26 protein-coding genes are annotated in these 24,857 nt (G+C 46.1%); 13 read left to right on the top strand and 13 right to left on the bottom strand.

The window, feature by feature from the left end:
- Nucleotides 1-234: 234 nt before the first annotated feature.
- Nucleotides 235-1,896 (top strand): T9SS type A sorting domain-containing protein, encoded by a 1,662-nt coding sequence (locus ACFSRY_RS04115; RefSeq protein ID WP_377503497.1) that lies wholly within the window; start codon nt 235-237, stop codon nt 1,894-1,896.
- Here ACFSRY_RS04115 and ACFSRY_RS04110 read toward each other — a convergent pair.
- The 3 genes from ACFSRY_RS04110 to ACFSRY_RS04100 all read right to left on the bottom strand — a co-directional run bounded on the left by ACFSRY_RS04110 (nt 1,879) and on the right by ACFSRY_RS04100 (nt 3,222).
- A complete protein-coding gene (locus ACFSRY_RS04110; RefSeq protein WP_377503496.1) occupies nt 1,879-2,169 on the bottom strand; it encodes a hypothetical protein in 291 nt (96 codons plus the stop codon). The genes ACFSRY_RS04115 and ACFSRY_RS04110 overlap by 18 nt on opposite strands.
- Nucleotides 2,121-2,330 carry a transposase gene (locus ACFSRY_RS04105; RefSeq protein ID WP_377503495.1) on the bottom strand — a complete coding sequence of 70 codons (210 nt, stop codon included), beginning with the start codon at nt 2,328-2,330 and terminating at the stop codon, nt 2,121-2,123. The genes ACFSRY_RS04110 and ACFSRY_RS04105 overlap by 49 nt, the downstream gene beginning before the upstream one ends.
- A 190-nt stretch (nt 2,331-2,520) precedes the next feature.
- Nucleotides 2,521-3,222 carry a haloacid dehalogenase type II gene (locus ACFSRY_RS04100; protein ID WP_377503494.1) on the bottom strand — a complete coding sequence of 234 codons (702 nt, stop codon included), beginning with the start codon at nt 3,220-3,222 and terminating at the stop codon, nt 2,521-2,523.
- A gap of 162 nt (nt 3,223-3,384) precedes the next feature.
- On the opposite strand from ACFSRY_RS04100, the gene ACFSRY_RS04095 reads away from it, so the two are divergent.
- Entirely contained in the window at nt 3,385-4,302 is a 918-nt protein-coding gene (locus ACFSRY_RS04095) for an alpha/beta fold hydrolase (protein ID WP_377503493.1), read from the top strand.
- 30 nt (nt 4,303-4,332) lie between these two features.
- Here ACFSRY_RS04095 and ACFSRY_RS04090 read toward each other — a convergent pair whose 3' ends face one another.
- On the bottom strand, nt 4,333-5,400 hold the full coding sequence (locus ACFSRY_RS04090) for a J domain-containing protein (RefSeq protein WP_377503492.1): 1,068 nt from the start codon (nt 5,398-5,400) through the stop codon (nt 4,333-4,335).
- A 252-nt stretch (nt 5,401-5,652) separates the two neighbouring features.
- On the opposite strand from ACFSRY_RS04090, the gene ACFSRY_RS04085 reads away from it, so the two are divergent.
- Nucleotides 5,653-6,993: a hypothetical protein gene (locus ACFSRY_RS04085; RefSeq protein WP_377503491.1), complete on the top strand. Its 1,341-nt coding sequence runs from the start codon at nt 5,653-5,655 to the stop codon at nt 6,991-6,993.
- 101 nt (nt 6,994-7,094) lie between these two features.
- Complete coding sequence (locus ACFSRY_RS04080) at nt 7,095-7,871, top strand: sterol desaturase family protein (protein ID WP_377503490.1); 777 nt, start codon at nt 7,095-7,097, stop codon at nt 7,869-7,871.
- Here the strand turns inward: ACFSRY_RS04080 and ACFSRY_RS04075 are convergent.
- Both ACFSRY_RS04075 and ACFSRY_RS04070 read right to left on the bottom strand, forming a co-directional pair.
- Complete coding sequence (locus ACFSRY_RS04075) at nt 7,866-8,507, bottom strand: hypothetical protein (protein WP_377503489.1); 642 nt, start codon at nt 8,505-8,507, stop codon at nt 7,866-7,868. The genes ACFSRY_RS04080 and ACFSRY_RS04075 overlap by 6 nt on opposite strands.
- Nucleotides 8,508-8,597: 90 nt before the next feature.
- Complete coding sequence (locus ACFSRY_RS04070; RefSeq protein ID WP_377503488.1) at nt 8,598-9,938, bottom strand: mechanosensitive ion channel family protein; 1,341 nt, start codon at nt 9,936-9,938, stop codon at nt 8,598-8,600.
- Nucleotides 9,939-10,224: 286 nt separating this feature from the next.
- Between ACFSRY_RS04070 and ACFSRY_RS04065 the strand changes: the two genes are divergently transcribed.
- From ACFSRY_RS04065 to ACFSRY_RS04025, 9 genes are all read left to right on the top strand, one after another.
- The gene (locus tag ACFSRY_RS04065) at nt 10,225-10,755 is read left to right on the top strand and encodes a DUF2911 domain-containing protein (protein ID WP_377503487.1); all 531 of its coding nucleotides are present in this window, start codon (nt 10,225-10,227) and stop codon (nt 10,753-10,755) included.
- A gap of 137 nt (nt 10,756-10,892) precedes the next feature.
- Nucleotides 10,893-12,281: a hypothetical protein gene (locus ACFSRY_RS04060; protein ID WP_377503486.1), complete on the top strand. Its 1,389-nt coding sequence runs from the start codon at nt 10,893-10,895 to the stop codon at nt 12,279-12,281.
- A 72-nt stretch (nt 12,282-12,353) separates the two neighbouring features.
- Nucleotides 12,354-13,322, top strand: a complete 969-nt coding sequence (locus ACFSRY_RS04055) for a DUF2157 domain-containing protein (protein WP_377503485.1) — start codon at nt 12,354-12,356, stop codon at nt 13,320-13,322.
- Nucleotides 13,309-14,388, top strand: coding sequence for a DUF4401 domain-containing protein (locus ACFSRY_RS04050; protein WP_377503484.1), 1,080 nt, complete (start codon nt 13,309-13,311; stop codon nt 14,386-14,388). Before ACFSRY_RS04055 ends, ACFSRY_RS04050 begins: the two co-directional genes overlap by 14 nt.
- The gene (locus tag ACFSRY_RS04045; protein ID WP_377503483.1) at nt 14,378-14,884 is read left to right on the top strand and encodes a GDYXXLXY domain-containing protein; all 507 of its coding nucleotides are present in this window, start codon (nt 14,378-14,380) and stop codon (nt 14,882-14,884) included. The genes ACFSRY_RS04050 and ACFSRY_RS04045 overlap by 11 nt, the downstream gene beginning before the upstream one ends.
- A 13-nt stretch (nt 14,885-14,897) precedes the next feature.
- Nucleotides 14,898-15,383, top strand: a complete 486-nt coding sequence (locus ACFSRY_RS04040; RefSeq protein ID WP_377503482.1) for a hypothetical protein — start codon at nt 14,898-14,900, stop codon at nt 15,381-15,383.
- An 11-nt stretch (nt 15,384-15,394) separates the two neighbouring features.
- A complete protein-coding gene (locus ACFSRY_RS04035; RefSeq protein ID WP_377503481.1) occupies nt 15,395-15,781 on the top strand; it encodes a nuclear transport factor 2 family protein in 387 nt (128 codons plus the stop codon).
- A gap of 11 nt (nt 15,782-15,792) precedes the next feature.
- Complete coding sequence (locus ACFSRY_RS04030) at nt 15,793-16,719, top strand: NAD-dependent epimerase/dehydratase family protein (RefSeq protein WP_377503480.1); 927 nt, start codon at nt 15,793-15,795, stop codon at nt 16,717-16,719.
- 49 nt (nt 16,720-16,768) lie between these two features.
- On the top strand, nt 16,769-18,133 hold the full coding sequence (locus ACFSRY_RS04025) for a serine hydrolase (protein WP_377503479.1): 1,365 nt from the start codon (nt 16,769-16,771) through the stop codon (nt 18,131-18,133).
- A gap of 21 nt (nt 18,134-18,154) precedes the next feature.
- Here ACFSRY_RS04025 and ACFSRY_RS04020 read toward each other — a convergent pair whose 3' ends face one another.
- The 7 genes from ACFSRY_RS04020 to ACFSRY_RS03990 form a co-directional block, all read right to left on the bottom strand.
- A complete protein-coding gene (locus tag ACFSRY_RS04020; protein WP_377503478.1) occupies nt 18,155-18,715 on the bottom strand; it encodes a YfiT family bacillithiol transferase in 561 nt (186 codons plus the stop codon).
- 53 nt (nt 18,716-18,768) lie between these two features.
- Nucleotides 18,769-19,392: a hypothetical protein gene (locus ACFSRY_RS04015; protein ID WP_377503477.1), complete on the bottom strand. Its 624-nt coding sequence runs from the start codon at nt 19,390-19,392 to the stop codon at nt 18,769-18,771.
- Nucleotides 19,393-19,504: 112 nt separating this feature from the next.
- Nucleotides 19,505-21,874 carry a TonB-dependent receptor gene (locus tag ACFSRY_RS04010; RefSeq protein ID WP_377503476.1) on the bottom strand — a complete coding sequence of 790 codons (2,370 nt, stop codon included), beginning with the start codon at nt 21,872-21,874 and terminating at the stop codon, nt 19,505-19,507.
- Nucleotides 21,875-22,104: 230 nt separating this feature from the next.
- The gene (locus tag ACFSRY_RS04005) at nt 22,105-22,470 is read right to left on the bottom strand and encodes a hypothetical protein (RefSeq protein WP_377503475.1); all 366 of its coding nucleotides are present in this window, start codon (nt 22,468-22,470) and stop codon (nt 22,105-22,107) included.
- 154 nt (nt 22,471-22,624) lie between these two features.
- Nucleotides 22,625-23,560, bottom strand: coding sequence for an alpha/beta hydrolase (locus ACFSRY_RS04000; protein ID WP_377503474.1), 936 nt, complete (start codon nt 23,558-23,560; stop codon nt 22,625-22,627).
- A 223-nt stretch (nt 23,561-23,783) separates the two neighbouring features.
- A complete protein-coding gene (locus tag ACFSRY_RS03995) occupies nt 23,784-24,332 on the bottom strand; it encodes a lipocalin family protein (RefSeq protein ID WP_377503473.1) in 549 nt (182 codons plus the stop codon).
- Between the two features lie 13 nt (nt 24,333-24,345).
- Nucleotides 24,346-24,777 carry a GNAT family N-acetyltransferase gene (locus ACFSRY_RS03990; protein WP_377503472.1) on the bottom strand — a complete coding sequence of 144 codons (432 nt, stop codon included), beginning with the start codon at nt 24,775-24,777 and terminating at the stop codon, nt 24,346-24,348.
- Nucleotides 24,778-24,857: the final 80 nt, after the last annotated feature.

Raw genomic sequence — 24,857 nt, 5'->3', positions numbered from 1 at the left:
TAATTATGAAGCTGCCTACTCTAAATAGTATTTTAGGTTAGAGTTTATAATTGTTTAAGCTTGGGATAATAGTAATGTTTAAATGTAATATAATTTTTTCAATATTATTAAAATATAGTTATTCCTTTATAAACTATTGGTTTTTGATGTCGTAAATTAAGGAGCAATTTGTCTCTCAAAATTTAAAACATCTGTAAATACAGATGCAGTTTTCACTCAATTAATGTACCTGATATGAATCCAACAACTACTCTTACCCTTTCAAATAAAAAGTTGAAGTGCCTTTTAACTTTAGCTATATTTCTTATCTCTAGTGTTTTATCTTTAAGGGCTCAGGTTTCTGTATCCAAAGTTTGGGATAAAACATATGGAGGTGGCCAGTTAGACTACTTAACCTCAGTAATAGCCACTTCAGATGGTGGTTATTTACTGGCAGGTACAACAGAACCAGGTGTTAGCAGCGACAAGACGGAATCATCAAGAGGGGGGCAAGACTATTGGGTGGTGAAGCTGAATGCGGACGGAACCAAGGCCTGGGACAGAACCTACGGGGGAAGCAGTGATGATTGGTTAGCTGCAGCAATCTCTACGCCTGATGGAGGCTTTCTTTTGGGCGGTTACTCCTTTTCAGGGATTAGCGGCGAAAGAACCGATCAATCAAGAGGCGATGCAGACTATTGGGTGGTGAAGCTGAATACAGACGGTGATCAGGTATGGGATAAGGCTTTTGGAGGGGTAGCATATGATGAATTAACGACCTTAACCACAGCTTCGGATGGAGGATACCTGTTAGGTGGCTATTCCTTTTCAGGAGTTAGTGGCGACAAGTCAGAGGCTTCTAATGGGGAGGAAGATTACTGGGTGGTGAAGCTGAACGCAGACGGAACCAAGGTCTGGGACAGAACCTACGGGGGGAGCGGTAAAGATTTATTAAATACTGTAAAACATGTCTCAGGTGGTGGTTTTTTGTTGGGTGGGACATCACAATCAGGCGCAGGAGGAAGTAAGACCGAAGCTTCCAAAGGAGGTCAAGACTATTGGGTGGTGAAGCTGAACGCGGACGGAACCAAGGCCTGGGACAGAACCTACGGGGGGAGCGGTAAAGACGATCTTAAATCCCTCCTTGTATCTTCGGACGGTAGCGGGTATTTATTGGGTGGCTTGTCAGTATCAGGAATTAGTAATGATAAGACCGAAGCCTCCAGAGGAGGAGAAGATTACTGGGTGGTGAAGCTGAACGCAGACGGAACGAAGGTCTGGGACAGAACCTATGGGGGGAGCGGTAATGACTGGATAGGTTCTTTAATGTCCACTAAAGATGGAGGATATTTGTTAGGGGGTGGCTCAGGTTCAGGAGTTAGCGGCGACAAGTCAGAGGCTTCTAAGGGAGGTAAAGACTTTTGGGTGGTGAAGTTAAATGCTGACGGTACAAAAGTATGGGATAAAACTTTTGGTGGCAGCGGGGATGATTGGATAGAATCTATGGCTAGTGCTTCAGATGATGATTTTTTGCTTGGAGGCGCTTCTGATTCAGGCATAGGTAATGACAAAACTGAAGCCTCAAGAGGACTTAAGGATTATTGGATAGTTAAAGCTAATGTAAGCATACTTAATGCAGCTTCATTGGATGAGGAAGAGCAAAATTTTATAGTTTACCCGAATCCAAGTAGTGGTAACTTTAACTTTATTTTTGATGATGTAAAAGCAGGTCTTGATGCTCTACAATTGACTCTTACAAATAGTACCGGTCAGATCGTAAAACAGCAAAAAGTATATGTAAACCAATTAGAGTCTGGTTTCCAGTTAACAACGGCCGATTTGCCAAGTGGTTTTTACGTGCTGCGTGTTAACTTTGCCGGCAAAGAAATCAATCGAAAGCTAATGTTGCAGAAGTAGTTTCCTCCCTCTGGTCTCCATCAGGAGGGTTGTATTTAACTCGATAGGTTGGTTGTGCTGCTCCCAGAACTGGTAGTTTTTGTTATTGGTGTTTTGCTTCCCTGCCCATTCAAACATCGAGAGCATCCACTCTCTCCGGCTTTCCTGCGGGTTATCGGCAATGGCTTTTAAGATTGTTTTGGAAGTATGCTTTTTCAGGTCGCAGATAATGCCAGACTGGTTTTCTATTTGCGAACCTCTATGATCAGGTGTATGTGGTTTAACATGATGCACCAGGCGTATACTTCCAGTCCCTTATACTTGATGCAGTAGTTCAGACTATCTACAATAACATCTTTATAGGCTGATCTTGTGAAAACATCTATCCAATAGACGGTGGCAAAGGAAATAAAGTGAAGCTCAGTTTGATTGCTGATTTTGTAGTTGCGGCTCATGAGGCCTTATACCGGCACTATGTTCGTAAGTTGCAGGATTACCTGATGGATAGCTAAAGGTTTCTACCCGCTACGCTTGCGGCAGAGAAATGTTCTCACAGTGTCTTCCTAACCTACAAGAATCTCATAAGCTATGATGATTAGCTATCCACCAGACAACTACAGGAGCTGTGCATGCTGTAAGTGTCATTTACTCCATCTTCACCAGTTTCTCCGCCAGCTCCAGCAGGATAGGGGCAGTTAACTCCGGCTCGGGAGCCAACGTATATAATGCCTGGCCCGGACGGGAAATGAAGGCAGCACGCATGCCGGCACGCAAAGCCCCGGCCATATCCCAACCATGGGCGGCTACCATCATCATATCGCTAATTTTAACACCTAATTGATTGGCAGCATATTGGTAAGGGCTGCGGTGTGGCTTAAACTTTTTTACGCTGTCCACGCTGAAAGTCTCTTCAAAATACTCCTTCAGCTCTACCTTCTCCAGGTGTGGTATGCTTGACTTGGCGGGAGAGTTGGTGAGTGTCGCCATCCGAAAACCAGCCTCTTTCAGCTTCTTCAAACCCGGTATTACGTCAGGGTGCGGTTGCGTCTCCTTTACCATCCCCACCAGTTCTTTCTGCTTTTCCTCCGATACATCCTTGCTAATAATCTTCGCAACCATTTGCATGGCGGCCTTCCCCACTTCGCTGAAGTCGTGGTAGGTGTCGGTGGAGTTCTCCACCAGCGCATACTCTAATAGGTGCGAAAACCACAGCTTAAAAGCTAGTTCATTATCGAAGGCCTGGTTCACGGCCTTCTGCATGTGCGACAAGTCAAGTAGCGTTTCGTTTACATCGAACAGCAAAACGGTGGGACGGCCTTTGGAGGAGCTTTTCGTATTGTTAGTCATTCGGAGCAGAGTTAGCGGGTTCTGTAAAATAATTCTGCATACGCGCCGGGTGTGGCAAAGGGTCTGTTGTTGCTGTGCCGGATAAGGGCAAACAACGCCGTAGATGCTGCTGCGTAAGAAAAAGCAGCTTCAACAAAGGGGCACTATCAAGACAAACTGCTTATGGATATGCACCACATCCGCCGCGGCACAGGAAAGCCGCTTTTGCTTATACATGGGATTGGAAGTAGCTGGCGCTCCTGGCAACTTATTATAGAGGATTTAGTAGCCGCAGGCCGTGAGGTGATTGCAGTCGATTTGCCCGGCCACGGGGAAACACCTCCGCTCTCTGGCGAGGTGTCCATACGCACCATGGCCAATGCGGTGACGGACTTTCTGCAAACGCACGACCTGCTAGGTGTCGATGTGGTAGGTAGCTCTATGGGCGCACGCCTTGTGCTGGAGTTGGCAAGGCGCGGCAGAGTAGTAGGTGCAGTCGTTTCGCTGGACCCCGGTGGCTTTTGGCGAGGATGGGAAATTCCCTTTTTCTACTACTCTATTGCGGCTTCGGTCCGTTTAGTGCGCCTACTACAGCCGGTTATGCCAGCCCTCACGGCTAACCCTATAGGCCGCACAGTGCTGCTACCCCAGTTTTCAGCTCACCCCTGGAGGCTTTCGCCTGAGCTGGTGCTGGACGAAATGGAGAGTTTCGCTGCATCGCCCTCCTTTGACGAGCTCTTGTACAACCTGGCCTATAAAAACCCGCAACAGGAGGGAGCGCCAAAGGGCAGCATAAGAGAGCCGCTTGTCATTGGTTGGGGGCGCCACGACCGGGTGTGCCTCCCGCTGCAAGCTTCAAGGGCGTTAGAGGCCTTTCCGGATGCACGCTTGTACTGGTTTTCAGACAGCAGCCATTTTCCACAATGGGATGTGCCTAAGGAAACGGTGCGCCTGATCCTGGCTGCAACCGGCGGCAAGGAGCTGGAGGGTCTAGTCTCGGCAACTGAAACTAGCAGTGTTACCTCCGGTAACTGGAAAGCTGTGCTAGGGATAGGTCTTGCGCTGGCAGCAGGTGGTGTTTGGCTGTTAAACCGTAAGTAACAAGTTTTCTAAGCACCTTGAGCCGTCTGTCTACTTCAGCAGCACCCTGATTATCTGCGGATCCTGTAAGGAGCGGAGGTTATGTTTTAATTGCTCCAACTCATGACTTAAATCCTCCTTAGCAGATTTAAACTTCTGGTCCATTTGCTTGGGAGTGCCGCAAAAGCGGGTGAAGAAACCAGCATTTGGGCCGGAGATGAACTCCTGTAGTTCAGTTTTTAACTCATCAACCTGTTCGGTCAAAATCTTTACATAGTATTCAAGCCGTTCGTCGGGCAGCTGGTCCAGTGCCTGGCCTTGCTCCTGCATGAACTCCAGCTGTAACCGCAGTAGTTCAAAAAAATCATCCTGATGGTAAGCCTGCGTAACGCGTTTCATGGCTTCTTCTTTCCAGGCACGCATAGTTTCGTCGCGCTCTTTGTCGGGGTGCAGTAGTTTGGCTAGTTCGGTGTAAACGCGGCGGCTTGCTTTGCTGATGTTGTTGAGCTCGGCTTTTGCCTGAGCCTCCTTCGCTAACTGAGCTTTTGTTTTCCGGCCCTTCTGCCGGTTCTGCTTTTCCTGTTCCCGCTTCTCCATTTCCCGGTCAAGTTGTGCCTGTATACGCTCGAATTCATCCAGATCTTCGAAGGTGTTGTCTGCATCAGGTACATCATCAACTATGGTTTTATCCAGATCCTCCTCGTCTTCTTTTATATAGGCTATTCGTTCTGCATAAGTGAACTCTGCATATCTATCGTGTAGCTCCACCATATCCCGGCGCTCATAGTTGACGATTAAATCAAACGTAATATTCTCTATCAGCGCAGCCAGTTTTTCTTTTTCCCTGAAGCTGAAAATGGGTAGTGCATATGCCTCATCCAGCAGCTTTGCTAGCTCCACCCGTTTTTCAAGCTGCTGCTTAATAATGGGACGTAGCTCTTTTTCAATCCGTTTCTGGGCCAGATTCATACTTTCACGCTTGGCAGCTAAATCCTGCTTCAACTGGTCTATCAGCGTAGTCTTCTGATTAAACTCCTGCTGTAACTTGCTCAGTTTGCTTTTGTCCTGGATGGAAATCTGTGGGATTCGCAAAGGTGACGGCGTGTTGTTTTGAGACATGAGAAGACTGTTAATGAACCGTGCTTGTAGTTTTATTTAAGATACGAAAGTATGGCTTTTTAATGATAGATGGTCTACCAGATCCGCATGCAAGATGCTGTGGCAGCTTCTAACCTGAAAAATTGCTCCTGTTCCAGGTAGAAACTTTCTATAGCTTCTCCATTTTCTTGCTTTGGCTTTTCCTCAACGATCTGTCACCAGCACAGTATAATTCTATAGGGTTATACCTCCCGGAGAAAATCGTACTTGCACATGAAAGTCTCTGACAGTTATAAAGTTATTGAGCACCTTGCCTACTTTAAGCACCTAAAGGAGCTGGGGCTGCCCTTGCTGAAGGAGTCCATAGAGACATTCCTGAATTGCAAGGTAGCTTATCTTCTTAATCCTATAGAGCAGGCCAGGAAGAGGTACGGACTTGATCTTCCGCATAGCTCCGGCAGGGGCTGTTTTCCTATTGATGCCGGTACGTTTCTTGTCTACGCCAAAGTGATTGATGAAGGCAAATTAGTTACCAGCATTGGAGTTGTGCTGAAAGGCAAAACAATCGGGGCGTACAGGGGTATCATTCAAGTGCTTGAAAAGTCTATTTCTGAAAAGCTTAGTAGTAGCTACGGGAAAGGATTTGAAGACTGCAGCAGCCTGTTCGGCGATGAGATCATCATCCATACCATTGCCAACTACTCTGTGCGAGGGCACATCGATTACCAGACCTTCCAGCACCTGCTGCTATTTTTCCAAAAACTGAAGTCCACCACTTTTGAGGGTAAACCTTTCAGTACCGGGCTCATCATTACCAGGGCACGTTACGCAAACACCAAACGGGGCAAGGAAGAACCTTACCGTGAGATCATCCCCCTTACGGTAAAAAAGAACATCAGATCTACCCTGGACATTGACCGGCGCTTCTGGTATTTGGTAGATGGAAAGTACACCTACTTTGTGGCAACCAAGGACCTGGAGATACAGCATATCATGGTGATGGAGCCAAACGAACAGGAGCAGGAATACCTGGATAGCAACGTATTATCTACCACGCTTAGAGAAGGAGATGTGATGTTTCGGATAGAGAATAATAAGCTGTTCTCGATCCTGTGTTCCAATGGGGTGGAGTTTGTTTATTTGGAGAACCGTTGGCGCATCCGGGACTATAACATCATCAAAAGCTATATTCGTACTTTGGTGAAAGATGCCAGGGCCGTGGATAGAATTTTATACTTTGCACTGTACTGCTCCAAACGGGGTATAAGTTCTGTAATTTGGGTGCCGGAGGATATGGATGCTATCAGCAATTCTGTAAAGCCGGAAAGTCTGCACACGCTGGTGTATGAGCCTATATCTATACTTGAAAGTAAGTATACAAACCAGATCCTGCGTTTCATCTCCAGCGATGGAGCCGCTGTGATAGATCCAAAGGGTTATCTGAGGTACTTTGGCTGTATTGTAGATACGAGCAAGCTGCGCGTTACCCAAATAAAAGGTACCGGCGAAGCTGCTGCTGAGGTGCTATCGAGAAATGGCTTGTCCATCAAGATTTCCCACGACGGAATGATCAAGCTTTTCTTGCCGGACGAAGAAAAGCCGGTGCTGATATGATAGTTAAGCATGTAAACTTATTGGGCTATAAATAGTGTTTCGGGTATAGCGGCTTTATCGTTTAGCGGCAAGTTGAATCGGTTTTAAACAGGCAGAGAACAATGGAAAAGCTGTTCTGGGGATTTTATCTTTTGCTGGCGCTGCGGTACGTGCTGATTGCGGGGCTTGCCTTTCTGATTTTCTACGTGCTGATGCCGAAACGACTTCTGGCGCGGAAGGTACAGGCGCTGTTTCCAAAGCAGAAGGATTATGTCCGGGAGGTGGGGTACTCCTTTTTTACCTTTCTCGTTTTTGCGCTGGTGGGGGTGGTGATTTCTTCTAAGGCCGTATTGCCCTACACACAAATTTACAGCAGCATCTCAGACTATGGCTGGGATTATTTCATGCTTAGTGTGGTGCTGGCTCTGCTGCTGCATGATACATATTTTTATTGGACGCACCGCCTGATGCACCACCCGCGGTTGTTCAAACTGTTTCATCTCACGCACCATAAATCTACCAACCCCTCGCCTTGGGCAGCCTTTGCCTTTAGCCCCTTAGAAGCTGTGGTGGAGGCAGGCGTGATAGTATTTATTGTGCTGCTGATCCCGATTCACAAATATGCTATCCTATTGTTCCTGCTCCTGATGACAATCTACAACGTGTACGGGCACTTGGGCTACGAAATATACCCTGCCAGGGTAGTGAACAGCCGGCTGGGCAAATGGTTAAACACCTCCACGAGTCATAACATGCACCACAAATACTTTAAAGGTAACTACGGCCTGTACTTCAGGTTTTGGGATGAGCTTTTGCATACCACGCACCCCCACTATGACAAAACACTGGCAAAGCTGGTGAGGCCGGAATTAAAAGAGCGCGTAAAACAGGAACTATAAAACATTGCTCTCCTTCCTCGCATCGAGAGGTACAAATCGGTTGCCTTCCAGTATATATAAGACGGTGCGGTCTTCACCTACAACCGAAACGCCATCAGTTTTTAAAGGCACCTTCTTTTGCTGTCGGTTATCCAAGACCAGTGAGTCCTTTGCAGCAAGTTTCAACTGGTAAGTGCTGTACCATTCTCCAACCAACCTGGTGGCTGGATATGTTGCAACCTTTACTTCGCGGGCTCTAGCAGGATAATCCAGGAATGCCAGGATGTGTATGGAGTCATTCTGTATCACCTGTACAGCATAGTCAAGCGTATTATTCCCATTGAAATCACCACGCAGGAAGAGCGGATTATGGACTTGCAGGCGGTTTTCTGCCATCGTTTGATCGGGTAGGGTGGCAATCTTAGCCTTAGGCTGTTTCTGCTCAAGCAGGGTTGCTAAAGTATCCGGTATAGGATACAGGATTTTACCCTCAGCAGTCGCTTCTGCTAAACTGTCTACAGAGTTTTTTGTTCCGGCATCAATCTGCTCCTCTATCAGTTCATCGCTGGCAGCGCGGTTGTAGTTGCTGTCAGCTGAGTCGGAACCACAGGCAGAAAGAGCGACCAAGGCAGCAAAAGCTAAGTAGTATGTTTTCATTTGGTGAAGTAGTAATTTGTTGTATCCCTGCAAAATAAGTGTATCCGGCAGTTGATTGAAATGACAATTGTCATCAAATTGGGAACAAATTTAGTTTTCTCTGCCATCCTCAATAAATCTTGCTTCTACAGGTACACCATCCGGGTCTATAAACTGCACTTGCTGGCGAGGGTAAACAGGAATGATTTTCTCAAGGTACTCTGGTTTATTCACTTCCATTGTAATGCGCACCGTTAATTCGCTTTTCCATTTCCTCCTTTCACGTGCACCTACCAGGTAACGAATCGTTACGTTTGTCCAGGAATCGGCAAGGGAGATAAATACCTGCGGTTTGTCCGGAACATTATAGTCTAGGCCGGATCGTTTTAAGAGTTTAGCATAGCTACGGGCAGGCTCTACCATGTAATTTCCCAGCAATTCTTCAGCTACACGCTGCAGTACATCCATTGAGAGCGGAATGTCTGATTCATTAGCTACGGCTATTGATAGCTCGTCCCATACAAAAGGGAAATCACCAGTGAGGTTTGTAACGGTGCCAGTCAATATCTCATTATTCGGAAAAGTGACCAGCCGGCCAGTAGGTTGCTCCGCCTGTACGAACCCTGGCTGATAGGGGTCGCCTATTTCCCAGACTGTGGTTGTGAGGAAGTCAATGCGGTATACATCCCCGAACACGTCACCAACCCGAATGCGGTCCCCAACGCGGTAATATGCTTTGAAGGAGTTCATCAGCCAGCCTGTAAAGCTTTCTATCGGTGTTTGCAACGACCACGACAGCGCCAGGCCAATTAAACCTAAGGAACCTACCAGGGCACGTATATCGCCGGCTACCACGCTTAAGGCCACACCGATAGCAAGCAACCAAACGGCTATTGATACCAGAGAAATAACAGCGCTGGAGCTTTGCCAACGGCCAAGCGTACGATGGAGAAGGGCTTTGATGCCTTTTACCAGTAGCCAGGCAAACACAAGCGTTGCAAGAGCTATCAATATCTTGGGGAGATTATAGAAAAAGCCATCCCAGAGGCCTTGTAAGGCTCCGATAGCTTCATCAGCGGCTTCTTTACTAGAGGCAATAGTTGTGGTGTCTGTGGGAGCTGTGTCCTCTATAGCTGCAGTGTCCTCTATTTCAGTCTGTGCTGTGTCGCCCTGGGCCAAGCCTGCTTCGCTTGGGGCAAACATCAACATGATAAAACCTGTGATGGCCACCGCCAGGATAGAGGCTTGCCTGAAATTTTTCAATCTGTTTTCGGCACCTTTCACTGCGGCTTCGCCAGACACTCTTCTTCTCCTGCCTCTTCCCCTGATCCTGCTGTTGCTCTTGGGCCTTACATTCCTTTTCCGGTAAGATGCCTGGCCTGTTTGCTGCGCACGCGTCCTGTCGGTGCGGGATGTTGTATTTAATCTCCTGTTTCTGTTATAGGAAGGCATATAAAACTATTTAGGCTGATGATTTAACAGAAAGTACGTGGTTTTGATACAGTCTGCCCATTCCTGCTGCACCACCTATACGGAAGGAACAAACACTTGCTGATACTTTTATGGCCTGCGTTGTATCGTTAACTCCTGTTCTGATTTTAACACTTGCTACGAAAGATGGTTTTGATGTGTTGAAATATTCTTAGTTGTTATGTTTTGAGTACAACTTTGCTTGTGGGCTTTCGTTATGTGGTAAGGTTTTGGCAAAACCTTATTGTTTCATCTAATGTTTCTGTCAATGAAAAAGTTACATCTGCTAACACCGCTTTCTTTTCTGCTGATCTGTGTATTCATGTCCTTTGGTGCGTGCGCTCAGAATAATAAAGCAAACAGGCCAAGTCCTCCGGCCAGTGCCACGGGGGAAATAGGACCTGCTAACATTACAATTAACTACAGCAGTCCTGCAGTTAAAGGCCGCACCATCTGGGGTGAGCTTGTGCCGTACGGGCAAGTATGGCGTGCTGGTGCTAATGAGGCTACCACTTTTGAGGTTGATCAGGATGTAATGGTTGAGGGGAAGCTTCTGCCTGCTGGTAAGTACAGCTTCTATACCATACCGGGAGAAGAAGAATGGACCATCATCTTCAATAAGGTAGCTAACCAGTGGGGTACTGAATATGATGATCGTCATGACGCACTTCGCGTAAATGTTAAGCCGCGGGAAACTGCATCCATGAATGAGCGTCTGAAGTATGACGTAACAGACGATGGCATTGTATTGATTTGGGAAAAGATGGAAGTACCGGTTTCGGTGAAAGTGAAGGAGTAGAAAAAAGTTGTAATAAAAAAAGCGGCAGTTGCTTTCCAGCAGCAGCCGCTTTTTTGTTGTTTAAGGAAATAAAAAAGGATATTATTTATATATTAGCCAAACTGTATCTAATCTTACTCCTTCTTTAACCTTTGCACATGCTTAAAACACTACCACTTCACCTAAAACAAACTGTTACAGATCTTAAAGCTTTTCTTAAGAATCCTTCTGACAATCCGGATACCGAAACAGGCACCCCGGGTAAAGTAAAAGTGTTTTTTTCAGTGCTACTTATTGATGTAGCCATCAGCTTAGTGCTAGCCGGAGTTATCGGACTCGTGGAAAAAACAGGCTGGTACAGTACAGATAACCATGCTGTGGCAGAGATGATGCGCACCATGCCAGTTTGGACCTTCCTTTTAGTTGGAGTGATATTACTGCCTTTATTAGAAGAGTATGTGTTCAGGTATGGTCTTCGGTTTAAGAAAAGGTATCTGGTGTTTTTCTTTACCGCAATACTGTTGCTCGTTGCAGCCTTCGCCTATTCCGTTCTACCACTGTGGTGGGCTTTGGCAGCAATGGTGGCTCTAGGCACCTTATTGGCATTGCTTCTCCTCAATTCCTCTGCTATAGTCAGCAGGTTCTTAAAACAGAGCTGGGCCAGGATATATAAGGTGGTATTTTACACGATGGCACTCCTTTTTGGATTGGTGCACCTCACTAACTTTGAATATTCCTTAGCTATTCTGATACTGGCGCCTGTTCTTGTTGCCCCGCAAATAGTGGCCGGCTTGTTATTCGGTTATATGCGCGTGAAACATGGCTTTTTCTGGGGCTACTTTCTACATGCTGGTCACAATGCCATATTCCTGACGCTTGGTGTGCTATACTTAGGGGAAGTTGAAGAGAAGCTGAACATCAGCAACGATAACTACTCCTTAAAGGTAGAGGAATACATGCGAATGCCATCCGTTAAAAATAACAGCACCACTTTGATGTACACTGCGAAAGATTCTGTTGGCTTTGAAAACAAGAAACTGGATGAGGTTATTTCCCACTTGTTAAAGAAAGAGCAGGTCTCTGTGCAGTTTGGTGAAAAAGCTAAACTTAACAGAACTATAAATTTAAGCTATAAGCGCTATGCCGCAGACAGCGCCGAGAGCAGCCAGAATATTCTGGGAGAGCTACAAAAGCTGTATAATTTTGAAGTAACTACTGCCAACTTTGAGCGCGAAGTCTGGTATCTGGAAATAGAAGATAGTAGCATGCTTGCCAGCCACACTGCGCCAGAAGAGGGACTGCTTAAAACAGTGGTGAGTTCTAAAGCGATAACGCTGGAGAACGTTACACTTAATGATTTACTGGAAACGATTGGCAAAGCCTACAATGTAACCTTTGTAAACAAAGCTGAAAGCTCTTCCAAGTATAATTTTGAGTTCGAAAAAAGCGATTTTGAACAGCTGAAGCAGGAGCTGAAATCAAAGTATGGCCTGGTAGTGCAAGGGCAGAAGGTTTTAGCAGAGCGGGCGCTTGTTGAGTTCAGGTAAGATTGATTGCCAGCTTCTTACATTGTTTTTATAGATCAGCTTTCGTAATTTACTAATAGCGAGTGCACCGCCATGAAAAGCAATATCAATCGGGAGTTGATCTATGCCATTGCCAGGCACAGTAACTGGCAGAAGAAGAGCATGGAACGAACGCTGCGGAGCGAAGGGGTATACGCCACAACCCGCAGCTGGGCTAACTTTATCCGGCTTTTCCTTCTTAGCGTTGGTGCCAGTTTTACCATAGCCGGCATCATTTTCTTTTTTGCTTATAATTGGGATGAAATGCACAAATTCCTGAAGCTCGGAATTCTGGAGTTCCTGCTCCTGGCTACTACGGCTACTGCCCTTTTTACCAAGCTGCATAAGACGATCAAAAATGTATTGTTAACCGCCAGTGCTGTGCTGGTAGGTGTGCTGTTCGCTGTTTTCGGTCAGATCTACCAGACAGGAGCCAATGCTTTCGACTTCTTCTTTGGCTGGACCTATTGTGTTGTGCTGTGGGTGCTGGTGGCAAATTTTCAGCCGCTGTGGTTCATTTTTCTGGCATTAGTCAACACTACTTTTGTACTGTATACGCAGCAGGTAGCTACCCACTGGACCTTTGAGATTGTGCTTGATGTGCTGTTTCTTCTGAATGCAGTAGCAGTTATTATTTGGGAGATTCTGGCTGCAAAGGGGCGGGTGCAGGAGCAGCACAGGTGGTTTCCCAGAGTTGTGGGGCTGGTTGCAATTGTAGTGATAACAATAAGTATGATCTCACTGCTGTTCACAGGCCTTAAACAGGGCTACGGCTTAGCATACCTGCTTGGCTTCAGTGTGTATGGGGCTGCTGTTTGGTACGGACACAGGGTCAGGGACCTTTTTTACCTCTCTGCTATTCCTTTCAGTGCTATTTCTGTTGGTACAGCAGTTATAGTACGGATGGGGGAGAACGTGCCTGAATTTATAATGCTGTTGGCTACCCTGTTTGTGATGGGCAGCATTACCCTGCTTGTTCAATATTTAGGCAAATTAAACCGACAGTGGCATGGCAAATACTGATATGCAACAATTGGATACGCTGCTGCAGAAAATAGAGCAGGAACAGGAAGGCTTTACCTATGACAGGACAGCAATAGAAGAAGAGGCTGCACAGGGGGGCTCGGTGCTTAAAAAGTTGCCGATCAAAATACTGACCATTCTTGGCGGTTTTCTGGCTACTGGTACTTTTATGGGCTTTTTCCTGGCTGCCGGAATATATGAATCTGGTGTTGGTCTGCTGTTTCTTGGCCTGTGCCTGCTGGTAGGAGCAGAGCTGCTGATTCGTGCCAAAATGGATTCTACATCAGATTCGATTGGTGTATCTCTGAATATAACCGGGTATGTATTGTTTGCGATGGGCACTGGCCTTCTAACCGAAAGTACATCAGCCGTTGCTGGTGCACTTGCCCTGGCATCTGTGCTGGTTGCTATTATTTCAAGAAGCTCAATCTGTGTTTTTATATCCATACTGGTACTTAATGGAAGCTTTCTGGCGCTGATCTTCACAAACAAGCTATACGACTTGTCTCATGCCCTGATTGCCGTGCTTGGTGTTGTCCTGACTTACATGAGCCTGAGCGAGCCAAAGCTATTAGCTGCGTCTCCGGAAAAGGCAAGCCTGAAATATGGGCCGGTAAGAATGGGCGTAATATTTTCTTTAGTGATAACGCTGGCGCTCTTTGTGCACCAGAAGTTCCTGTCCACTACCATTGAGCACTTCTGGGTATCCAGCCTGCTTCTGATGGGTTGCTTGCTTTTGCAGGTACACCATGTGGTTAAAGACGCTGCGATCACAGCAGGTAAGACCAAAGCCGTAGTTTATAGCTGTTGTATCCTTGTACTGATTCCCACTGTACTTACACCCTCTATTCCCGGAGCTTTGCTCATTTTGCTGACAAGCTTTTACATCGGGCATAGACCTGGCTTTTGGGTTGGATTGCTGGCGCTGGCATACTTTGTCATTCTCTACTATTACGACCTGAACATGACATTACTTGCGAAATCGGGAGTGCTGGTGGCGAGTGGGTTACTGTTCCTTGGCAGTTTTGTATTACTCAACAAACAACTGAGAAGCTATGCTGACTAAAAGAGGAATCATCATATTGGTAAACCTGGTACTCGTGCTGGTTCTGTTTAACCTGTCAGTAGCAGAGAAAGAGGAGGTGCTTGCTGAAGGAGAGCTGGTGTTGCTGGAACTGGCCCCTGTAGACCCCCGCTCCCTGATGCAGGGTGACTATATGCGCCTGAGCTATGCTGTTAGCCAGACTGATAAACTAGACAGTATTCCGGCCAGAGGTTATGCGGTGCTGAAGCTGAATGAAAAGCAGGTAGCCCAGCTGGTGCGTTATCAAAAAGAAGAGACACCATTGTACCCGCAGGAGTTTCTGCTGAAGTATACCAAGGGCCAGTGGAGTTTAAATCTTGGGGCAGAGTCATACTTTTTTCAGGAGGGACAGGCGGAGCTTTTCGGGGATGCCAGGTATGGCGGCCTGAAAGTAGATGATAAAGGAAACAGCATACTAATAGGGCTGTATGATGAACACCGCCAGTTGATCCAATCAGACCATGGGTTACAAGAGTAAGAACCTATTTTAAATGAGAGGAAACAACTTCTCTTACAACACAGGTTACTATTTCAGTACTGCCGCGAGGTTGTTAGGCTTGGGTGCTACTGCTCTTGCGCTGTTTCAGATAATAGATGGTTCTATTGCAGCATATTTGTTTTTGCCTTCAGGTGTCATAACACAATTTACGCATTGCCGCACCGAATTCGATCTTTTGAAAAGAACCTACAGAGAAGGCGTGAGATTTGGTACAGTGACGTTTGGTAAAATACTGCACCTGCCAGGTATTGATTTCCTGTACCTGAACAAAAACAAATATGCTGGCCAAGTAGAGTTAAGAGCTTCCATGATGAGGTTCCGCAGCGTTAAGTATGATGGGTTCATCAAATTGGCGGATAATACCAAGCTGCACCTGGTACAAGATGAGTCAAAAGAGGAAGCATTAAAGCGGATGGGAAAGATATCCGATGACCTGGGAATAGAACTGCGTGATCAGACAGAAATCAAACACTATTAATCTTTACTCCTATGGATACATCACTCGAAAAGAACAAGCAAAATGCATTAGCCTTTTACGACCTGATGTTCAACCAATGCCAGCCAGAAGAGGCGGTAGAGCAGTTTGTAGGAGAGGCGTATATTCAGCACAACCCACACGTAGGTGACGGCAAGCAGGCATTTATTGAATACTTTAACCGGATGGCGCAGGAGTATCCGGGCAAAAAAGTAATTTTTAAGCGTGCACTAGCTGAGGGAAATTATGTAGTTTTACATTGCCTGCAGGAATGGCCTGGCGACCAAAATTATGCAGGCATGGATATTTTCCGGTTCGATGAAAATGGAAAGATAGTAGAGCATTGGGATGTGTTGCAGGTTGTACCGGAAACATCAGCAAATAACAATACCATGTTTTAAATCACAGTTCTATGCAAACTATACTCGGAGCAGGTGGCGCCATCGGCACACCGCTTGCCAAAGAACTTCTTGCCTATACAGATAAAATCCGGCTGGTAAACCGCAATCCAGAAAAAGTAAATCCAACAGACGAACTGTTCCCAGCAGACCTCACCGATGCCGCACAGGTAGAAAAGGCCGTGGCTGGCTCTGAAGTAGTATACCTGACTGCTGGTTTAGAATACAAGGCCAGTGTTTGGCAGGAGCAGTGGCCCCGCCTGATGCGCAATGTGATTAATGCTTGCAAAAAGAATAACGCAAAGCTGGTGTTCTTTGATAATGTATATATGTACGACCCTGCGTACATGCACCACATGACCGAAGAAACACCGGTTAACCCTAACAGCAAAAAAGGGAAAGTACGGGCCGGAGTCGATAAAATGTTGTTTGACGAAGTAAATAAAGGAGATTTGACAGCTCTTATTGCTCGTGCCGCTGACTTTATCGGGCCTACTAAAAATAGCATGTTAGTAGAGACTGTGTTTAAAAATCTAAAGCAGGGAAAGAAAGCGATGTGGTTTGGGTCTGCAGACAAGATACATACCTTCACCTACACTCCTGAGGCAGCCATAGCCACTGCTATGCTTGGCAACACAACAGATGCCTACAACCAGGTATGGCATCTGCCAACCAGCAGAAAACCCTTAACCGGAAAAGACTGGGTGAATCTGTTCGCAAAAGAGCTTAACACAGAACCAAAGCTTACGGTGCTGCCAAATTGGATGGTAAGTATGCTGGGCCTGTTCATGCCGATCATGCGAGAGCTTAAAGAGATGCTGTACCAGTATGACCGTGACTACCTGTTTGACAGCAGTAAGTTTGAAAGGCGCTTCAATTATACACCTGTTACCCCGGAAGAAGCAGTGAAAGCGGTGGTAGCTTCTGGAGAAATAAAATAACCTTGGGTTAGTGCCTAAAGTAAGAAACCTAAAATAACTTTTAACTACTATGAAAAAGGTACAACTGCTTCTCTTTCTGCTCCTGCCCGCACTTCATGTCCAGGCACAGCAAAATACCAGTAGCCGCCAGGATTCAGTAAAGTCTTATTTACAGGAATTGGTGCAGGAGAACCAGGTTCCGGGAGTGGTATTGGGTGTTTATGAAAATGGGAAGATACAATTTTATACCTATGGTGTAGCTGATAAGGGGAAACAAGTCCCCTTAACTGAAAACACTATCTTCGAAATAGGCTCAATCACCAAAACATTTACAACGCTGTTGGCGCAAATGCTCATAAGCGAAGGGAAGATTAATTGGGATGATTCTGTTAATAAATACTTGCCGGACTCACTAAAGGTCCTTGAAAAAGATGGGAAGAAGGTAACACTGCGGCATTTGGCTTCCCACACTGCCGGCCTACCTAAAGTGCCTTCTAATCTTCAGCCAAAGGACAATTATGATCCTTACGCCGATTATACAAAAAAAGACCTTTATGCCTATCTGCAGCAGGTGCCAATTCAAACAGTACCCGGTGAGAAAATAAATTACTCCAACACAGGAGTGGCATTGCTGGGGCAGGTGCTGGAAAATGCAACCGGCAAAACCTATCAGGAAATGGTGCGGGAGCGAATTTTAAAGCCGTTGCAGCTGAAAAGTGCCCTGTTAGAAGGGGCAAATCCCTCCTATACAAGAGCACAGGGTTATCTGGACGGCAAACCTGTAAAGGATTGGAGCTTTAAAGCGGTTGCTCCGGCAGGTGCCCTGGATATGAGTGCAAAAGACCTGATGCAGTATACATTAGCCTATATGGGTACTGGCAGATCAAAGCTAAAACCACACGCGAAGCAGGTGCTGCGTGTGCAAAAGATTATGAGCAACGATAAAGGGCTGCAAGGTGGATTGACTTTAGGTTGGCAGATACAAGTAAAAGACGGGGATACGCTGTACTGGCATAATGGTGGCACAGGTGGCTTCAGGTCCTTTACCGGCTTTATACCCGGAAAAGATAGAGCAGTAGTGATCTTAGCCAACTCAGTTTATGATGTAGACCAGATTGCAGCGTATGCCCTTGGTTTTGCTCCTGAGTTTCCGTCAATCCGTAAAACTGTTAATTTGCCTGATAGTATTCTGAAACAGTATACAGGTGTCTACCAGTTGGCCCCAAACTTTAACATTACCATTTCGCTGCAGGATGGGCAACTGAAGGCGCAGGCAACAAACCAGCCAGCAGTAGCCATATATCCAGCATCAGAGACCAGCTTTTTTATGAAGGTTGTAGATGCGGAGCTGGAGTTCAAGAAAGAAAATGGCAAAGTTACTTCCCTTGTACTGCAGCAGAATGGCAACAGTATTCCAGGTGAGAAGGTGAAGTAGTCAAAGCTTTGAAACCTATCGCTATGTTTCCTGCTCTGCCGCTTTCCAGTTCTTACGATTAATCAGTGCCTGTATCTGGGCCAGGTGGTGCTCTCCGTGCCATGCATAAATACCAATGCTTTGCCGGATGCTGCACTCCCCGGATAATGGGTGATTTAGTTTACGGTCCAGTTGTTCAGGAGTCAGAGTTTTTAGGAGTAGCACCCAACGCAGGTGCAGTGCCGCCAGCAAAGAAATCGAAATTCCTGGGTCTCCCTGCGTGCTGTCTAATAGCTCAGCCCATTCTCCTTCGTTATAGGTTTTAATGGTAGGCACCTCCTCTGTGAGCGCTAATTTGTGCCTGGCATAGCCATTCAGGTGGCTGTCTGGCAGGTGATGAACTACCTGCCGGACTGTCCAGCCATCGGGACGGTAAGGTGTATTAAACTGCTCAGGGGTTAACTTGGCTACCATTTGTTGGAGTTTTTCCGGAAGCTGCCCGATAGAGAGTATGAACTGTTCCACAGCTTCCTGGGTAATCGGCTGCGAGGCATTAAATTTACCAATAGGATAACGCAGTTGCTCTAATTCTTCGTCTGACATGGGGTAGGTGCTAAGTGTGAAAGGGATAGTTTTATGTACGGATTCAGGAAAAATTAATCCACCTTCTCTACTTGCAGGTTTAGCGCATCATCTAACTTATACACAATGGTATGCTGGCCCCCGGTAGGGCAACAGTTAGGGTCTGTATCGAGGTAAATGGGAAAAGTGCGGATGAGGCGGTTATTTACCACCTCATATTTATCGTGGCCCATATAGTCTTTTTGCAGCTCCGGACTTAGCTCTGGCATCTTTAGCTGTCCCCAATACTCCCGTTCAAACTCATAACCGTACACAGTGCCATAGCTGCCGGTACCGCCGCTATTTACAAAAACCAGCAGCTCCGGCTTCTTGTTCTGGTTCAGGTCAGTTACCGTTGTGTTCATTACCGTGCCTTCTATTGGTTCATCGATACGGGTAGGCTGCTGGTCTTCGCGTGCTACCAGCACTGTAAGGGTGCGCATAGAGCCAAGGCCCGTTGTGCTAACGTCGAATTGCATACCGCCAGCTTTTAACTCTTGTTGGTAACTAATAGCATCTACAGGGTTTTCAGGTTCAGAAGGCAAGACCTCCTCTGCTGCTACTTCTTCAGAGGCAGCCTCTTCCTTACCAGACTCAGTCCCGCAGGAAAGTACAAAAGCAGCGGTTATTGTAAGCAGATACAGATTTAAACTCTTCATGTGGGTAAGGTATTATTTCTCTGTAACGGAATTCAAGCAGTATAAGCTATGAATTTAGAAAAAGCAAAACGGCAGAACCGAAGCTCTGCCGTTTTGCGTGAGAAAGAGATAGTTAAAACTCAATTCTATAGTTAAGCACTGGAATAAGTCCGTTTTGATAGATTGTCACAACTTCTTCTTTTGTACGGTCATAGTGAATTCCACGGATGTTAAGGCGGTTTGTGATGTTCTGGATGTCCAGCGAAACGATATAAGAAGCTTTAGGCTTGTTCTTTCGGTAACTTACCTTTATATCAGATCGGAAATAATTGTCGGCCTGAATGGCATATCGCTGATCCTCCTGTAGTTGCTCCCGGCCGGTTTCCCTTGATTTCTCCAGATTGATAGGAGTAAAACGATTGCCGCCCGAAGAAAGTATTTTAAAGCTTGTGCCTATCAGGTTTTGCCTGTTCTTTCCTACCTTGAATTCCTTGCCTGCCAATAAGTTGACAATATAGTTGCCATTGAAACGCGTGTCACGCTCTATCCCATCTGCACCTGTATACCTGGAGTCATATAGAGAGGATGTAACAAGGAAATAATAGTTGTTGGTAAAAAACTTCTCCAGCGTCATCTCCAGGCCATAGTTACGGCCGGTGCCAGTATTTACTAAGCTGTCGGTAATAAATCCGTCTTCATAATTAAGAGTTGATAATGAATTGCCCGGTTCAGCCCCAACTGGTACTTTGTACAGGTGCTGGTAGTACGTTTCTACCTTCAGGCGCAGGTCTTCACGCAGCATTTGGTCATAGCCAAGAACATAGTGTGCTGCACGGGTGAAGCCAAGGTTCTTATTTGGCTGCGTGTACGTATCTCCCTGCAGACGCTGCTGCGCAAAATAAGTAGACATAGCTTCATGTCTGCTGTGCAATCCAAAGCCTGCACTAAAAGAGCGTGCAGCATTTACCTGCCATTTCAGGCCAAGGCGGGGCTCAAGGCTTGTATTCCCATTCAAGCCAAGGTAAAGGGCGTGTATACCAGTGTTCAGGGTGAGTTCCTCTGTCAGGCGATACTTCCATTGGGCGTACCCTTGTGATAAATAAGTATTTCCTGTCTGTTCTACCAGGCGTTCCTGCTGGTCGTCTTCATTTGGTCCCTCTGCAAAAGCGTCAAAACCCAATCGGCTCAGGATCAGGCCAGTTCTGAAAGTGTGGCGATTGTTGACTTTACGGTTGTACAAGGTAGAAAAACGGGCAGTATTGTAAAGGAAGCGCTGATGATAAAAGGGCGTGGAGCTAAAGTCTGTCGCTAAAGAATCCACAGCAATCTTATTGCTGTTCGCTGATATGGCTACAGAAGTTTCGAGGTAATCGTCCTTGTCCAGGAAGAGCATGTGCGATATCCCCGCTGCTCCCATGTTTCCTTTGAAGCTCTGGTCAAAACGGTCCCAGTAGCTTTCCCATTCTTCTACGTTTCGGGAGGCTTTCATGTCCTGCTCACTCAGGCCTCCAATACCCCAGAAAGAAAAGGTGCCTGCTTTCTCGGTTGGCAGAAACACTTTGTAAGAGAAATCCTGGAAAACAGGGGAGGCATCACCCGTTATTTTTATTCCTATCTTATTAAGGATTGCTAAAGTAGAATAGCGGTAGTTGGCCAGGTAAGATCCCTTTGAGCCTGGTTTAAGAGGTCCCTCAGCGGCAAAATCCACTCCAAGCAAACCTGCCTGGAAAGCATATTCACGTTTTTCGTTGTTGCCATTGCGCAACCGGATATCAAAGATTCCGGAGAGAGCGTTACCATACTCAGCGGGAAAAGCACCAGTGTAAAAATCGGAATTTTCGAGCATGTTTACACTTAGTATGCTGATGGCACCACCCGCTGCACCTTCTTCCGCGAAGTGGCTTGGGTTAGGTACTTCTATACCTTCAATACGCCACAATACTCCTCTTGGAGAGTTCCCGCGTACTACAATCTCGTTGCTCTGATCATCTGAAGTGCCAACACCGGCAAAGTTCTGGGCAGCCCGGGCAGGATCATTTATACTCGCGGCATAGCGCTTGGTCTCCTCCACTGCTATAGAACGGGAGCTGATCATAGCCATCTCGTTCAGCGGATTCCCCTTGCTTTGCTCCTCAGCACTAATTACAACTTCCTGTAACTTGCTGAAAGATTCACTCAGGCCAATACTGAGTACTAATTCCTTGCCTGATCCTAATAAAAGTTCAGGTAGCACCTGCTCTTCGTAGCCAACGTAGCTTACACGCAAGGTATGTCGTCCTACAGGCACCTTATCTAAGCGAAAAGCCCCGGTTGCATCAGTAGAGGCCCCTATGGCAGGATTGGTCGTAACAATGGCAACGGTAGCGCCAATCAGTGGCTCCTGCGACTCTTTATCAATGATCCGGCCGCGGATAGTTTGAGTCAGTTCCTGCCCTGTAGAAACAAAAGGGAGGCACAGCAGCACCAGCCCAAGCAGGTGCATGAGGTAGTAATTTAACTTCATAGTTTTATTTTGGTAGTGGTTATTTGCGTTTCAGGCCGCAAAGGTAGCAAATGCTGTATTATTTCAATGTTAAATAATGAAATAATACAAGGGCAAGGGGAAATATAAGCAAGGAGTTAAGAGGTTGATTTAGAAGGGTACTGCAGGCTTGAAAGCATTACGGGCATACGCATCAGAAAAAATCTACTGATGCGTATGCCCGTAAAGATTGGTTTGTGAACGACGGTAGCCTATTTATTCAATGGTGCACCAACTGCAACAGAGCAGTCATGTCCTGGTTGTCCGTGAGGAGGATTAATGCCCGATGCAGCTACCGCCTGAGATGATTGCATTGGTGGAGGCGTAAAGCTTTGCGGCACATTCAGGTTTGGCTGAGCAGGAGTACTTAACGGTGCACCAACAGGTATATCGCAACGGTGGTTTGGCTGTCCGTGTTCCGGGTTAAGCGCTCCTGCTGCGGCTTGAGCAGTGTTGCCTGCAGGCTGTGCGGCGGGTAGATTTAGAGGGGCTGTGGTAGTAGCTCCTGGCTCTTTTTCAGAGCAGGCTACGAAGCCTAAAATAGCGGCAGCCAGTAAAAAACGGGATGTTTTCATCATGAAGTGTAAAGGGTAAACAATAAGTAAATATGTGTTAATCAGCTATAGTGCATTTGAAAGAAGGAATAGTTATTACGTGCTAATACCCTTAGAGTTCAAACACAGTGTGTTGTGTGGTTAAATTTACAAATAACTTGCATAGGTTCTACTATTGCTATTTATTTTGGCCAAGTAAAAAAGTGACGGGGATAGCCAATCTTTTTCTCCATGCTCTTTCTGAGTGATCTTCCCCTACAAACTTTTTAGTTACCCAGCTACTGGAAGTGTAGCCTTTCTCTTTCATAATCTCATCTACCTGTTTCTGATAAGGTTCATAGAGGGCATCGAGCGTTTCGGTTCCATAATCAAAGTACAGCTTGTGGGTAACAGGCGACGGAAGGTTCTTCTTCAAATAAGTCATGAAAGCGACAGGTATGGGGTTATTCTGAGTTGAAAATATACCCACCCAATGTGTGGATAAACAAGCCGCCCCTCCAAAAGTCTCAGGATATTCGCACATGGCATACCACGAGATTAGGCCGCCCATGCTGGAGCCGGCTATAAAGGTATTTTCCCTTTCCGGCCTGGTTGAGAAGTTGCTGTCGATGTAGGGTTTAAGCTCCTTTACCAGGAACTTCAGGTAATCATCAGATTGCACCCCAGAGGCAAATAAAGCTATTTCTTTAACAGTGCTGGGCAGCTTGGCTAAGTTTTCTCTGTACGCCGTCGGAAGTGCCTCAAAGGGCTTTTGGGGGAAATAATCAGAATGTCTGCTGCTGCCCGAGTTCCAGATACCTACTACAATACAGTCTTCAATTTTATTTTCAAGAATTAACTTGCCGACTACCTCATCTATACCCCATTCCTGCTTGTTCCAGGTAAGGGTGGAATCGAACAGCATCTGCCCATCGTGCATATAAAGCACTGCATATTTTTTACTAGGGTCGTAGCTTGATGGGAGCCAGACATCCACGTTGCGTGGTGCAACAAACTTAGAGGGGAAGTTTACCAGCCGCTTTATATGTCCGTTTTCTACAGAGGGATTTTGAGCAAAAGCTATGTCAGTGAGTATGCAAGTCAGCAGCAGGTAAAGGGTGAGGAGCTTTTTCATTAACTTGTCTACTTTGATTTATACTACTATACGCCCTTATTAAACTGATGTAGCCTTTAAAAGTGGGGAAAGTTGCGACATAAAAACTTTTTCCTATTAATGAATGCACTCCAAGTTATTGTTGTGAAGCAGGTTAAGGTAGTACTACCTGATCAGAGGGCAAATGAAAATTACATTCTGTCTTGTTTCTAAGAATAGTGCTCCTGTAGTTTACATTTATAGATTATTTATAGCAGCTCTGGTCCATTTTCTCTAATTGCTCTACAGGGAACCCCTTGCTCTTTGCCTGCTGTACCATCAGGTTATAAACGGCATCATCCAGCGTAGGCGTGCGGGAGAGAATCCAGAGGCTTTCGCGGTCCGGTGAGCCAACAAGAACGTGCTGGTAATCGGGGTCCAGTTCCAGGATCCAGTAGTCGCCTCTGAAGGGCCAGAAGAACTGTACCTTTAGCTTACTGTTGTTGCTGCCTTCAACGGGAAATGCTTTACCCTTAACACTTTCCTCTTTGCCTTCTGGTCCGCCTTTACGGCAGTAGTTAAATACCTCTACATACCCTTCAGGATTTTGAGTATACTCAGCATAAACACAGTGGCAGCCCTTTTCATAACGCTGGGGCAGTGCAGCAATTTCGTACCAGCGGCCCTCATACTTATTCAGGTCAACACCAGGTACCGTTTCCAGTGGCATATTGTTTTTGCTGCAGCTACTGATAAGCCAGGCACCCAAAACCAAAGCACCGGCACTAATAAGTATTTTAGTATTCTTCTTCATTTTCCAAACAGCTTCAAAGCTGCCTGGCCATTTTATAGTGTTGGATGGTGCCAAACAGCAGGTATGATTCTTCCTCTACTTCATACCCGTTGCGGCGGTAAAAGTTTACAGCATTCTCGCGTGCGTGCAGCATCATTCTGGTTGCACCCATCTCCCTGGCCCGCTTCTCCATGTACTCAATTAACTGGTCGCCCAACTTCTGGCCCTGCATGTCATTTCGGATGCCCATAAAGCGGATTTGTGCTTCCTGTGGTGTAGTCAGGTGCATGCGGCAGACTCCTATAGCTTCACCTGCATCATTTAGTAGCATGGCATGTGTGGCAGTGGCATCATCTTCCGCTCGCTCGCTGCCTTCAGGTTCTCCCCAGGGCTGACGTAGTGTATCAAAGCGAAGGCGGAAATATTTTTCAAATTGAGCTGGAGTGTTTGGTTCAATTATATGCATTTAACTATATAGCTTCTTATTAGCAAAAGGATAACTTTGTTGTGTCAAGATAGGTAAAATCAATTTTTAAAGTATAAAGC

This window comes from Pontibacter locisalis (assembly GCF_042684605.1).
Lineage (GTDB): Bacteria > Bacteroidota > Bacteroidia > Cytophagales > Hymenobacteraceae > Pontibacter > Pontibacter locisalis.
The sequence above is the reverse complement of the archived record's forward strand: the minus strand, read 5'-3'. Positions and strand labels throughout refer to the sequence as shown.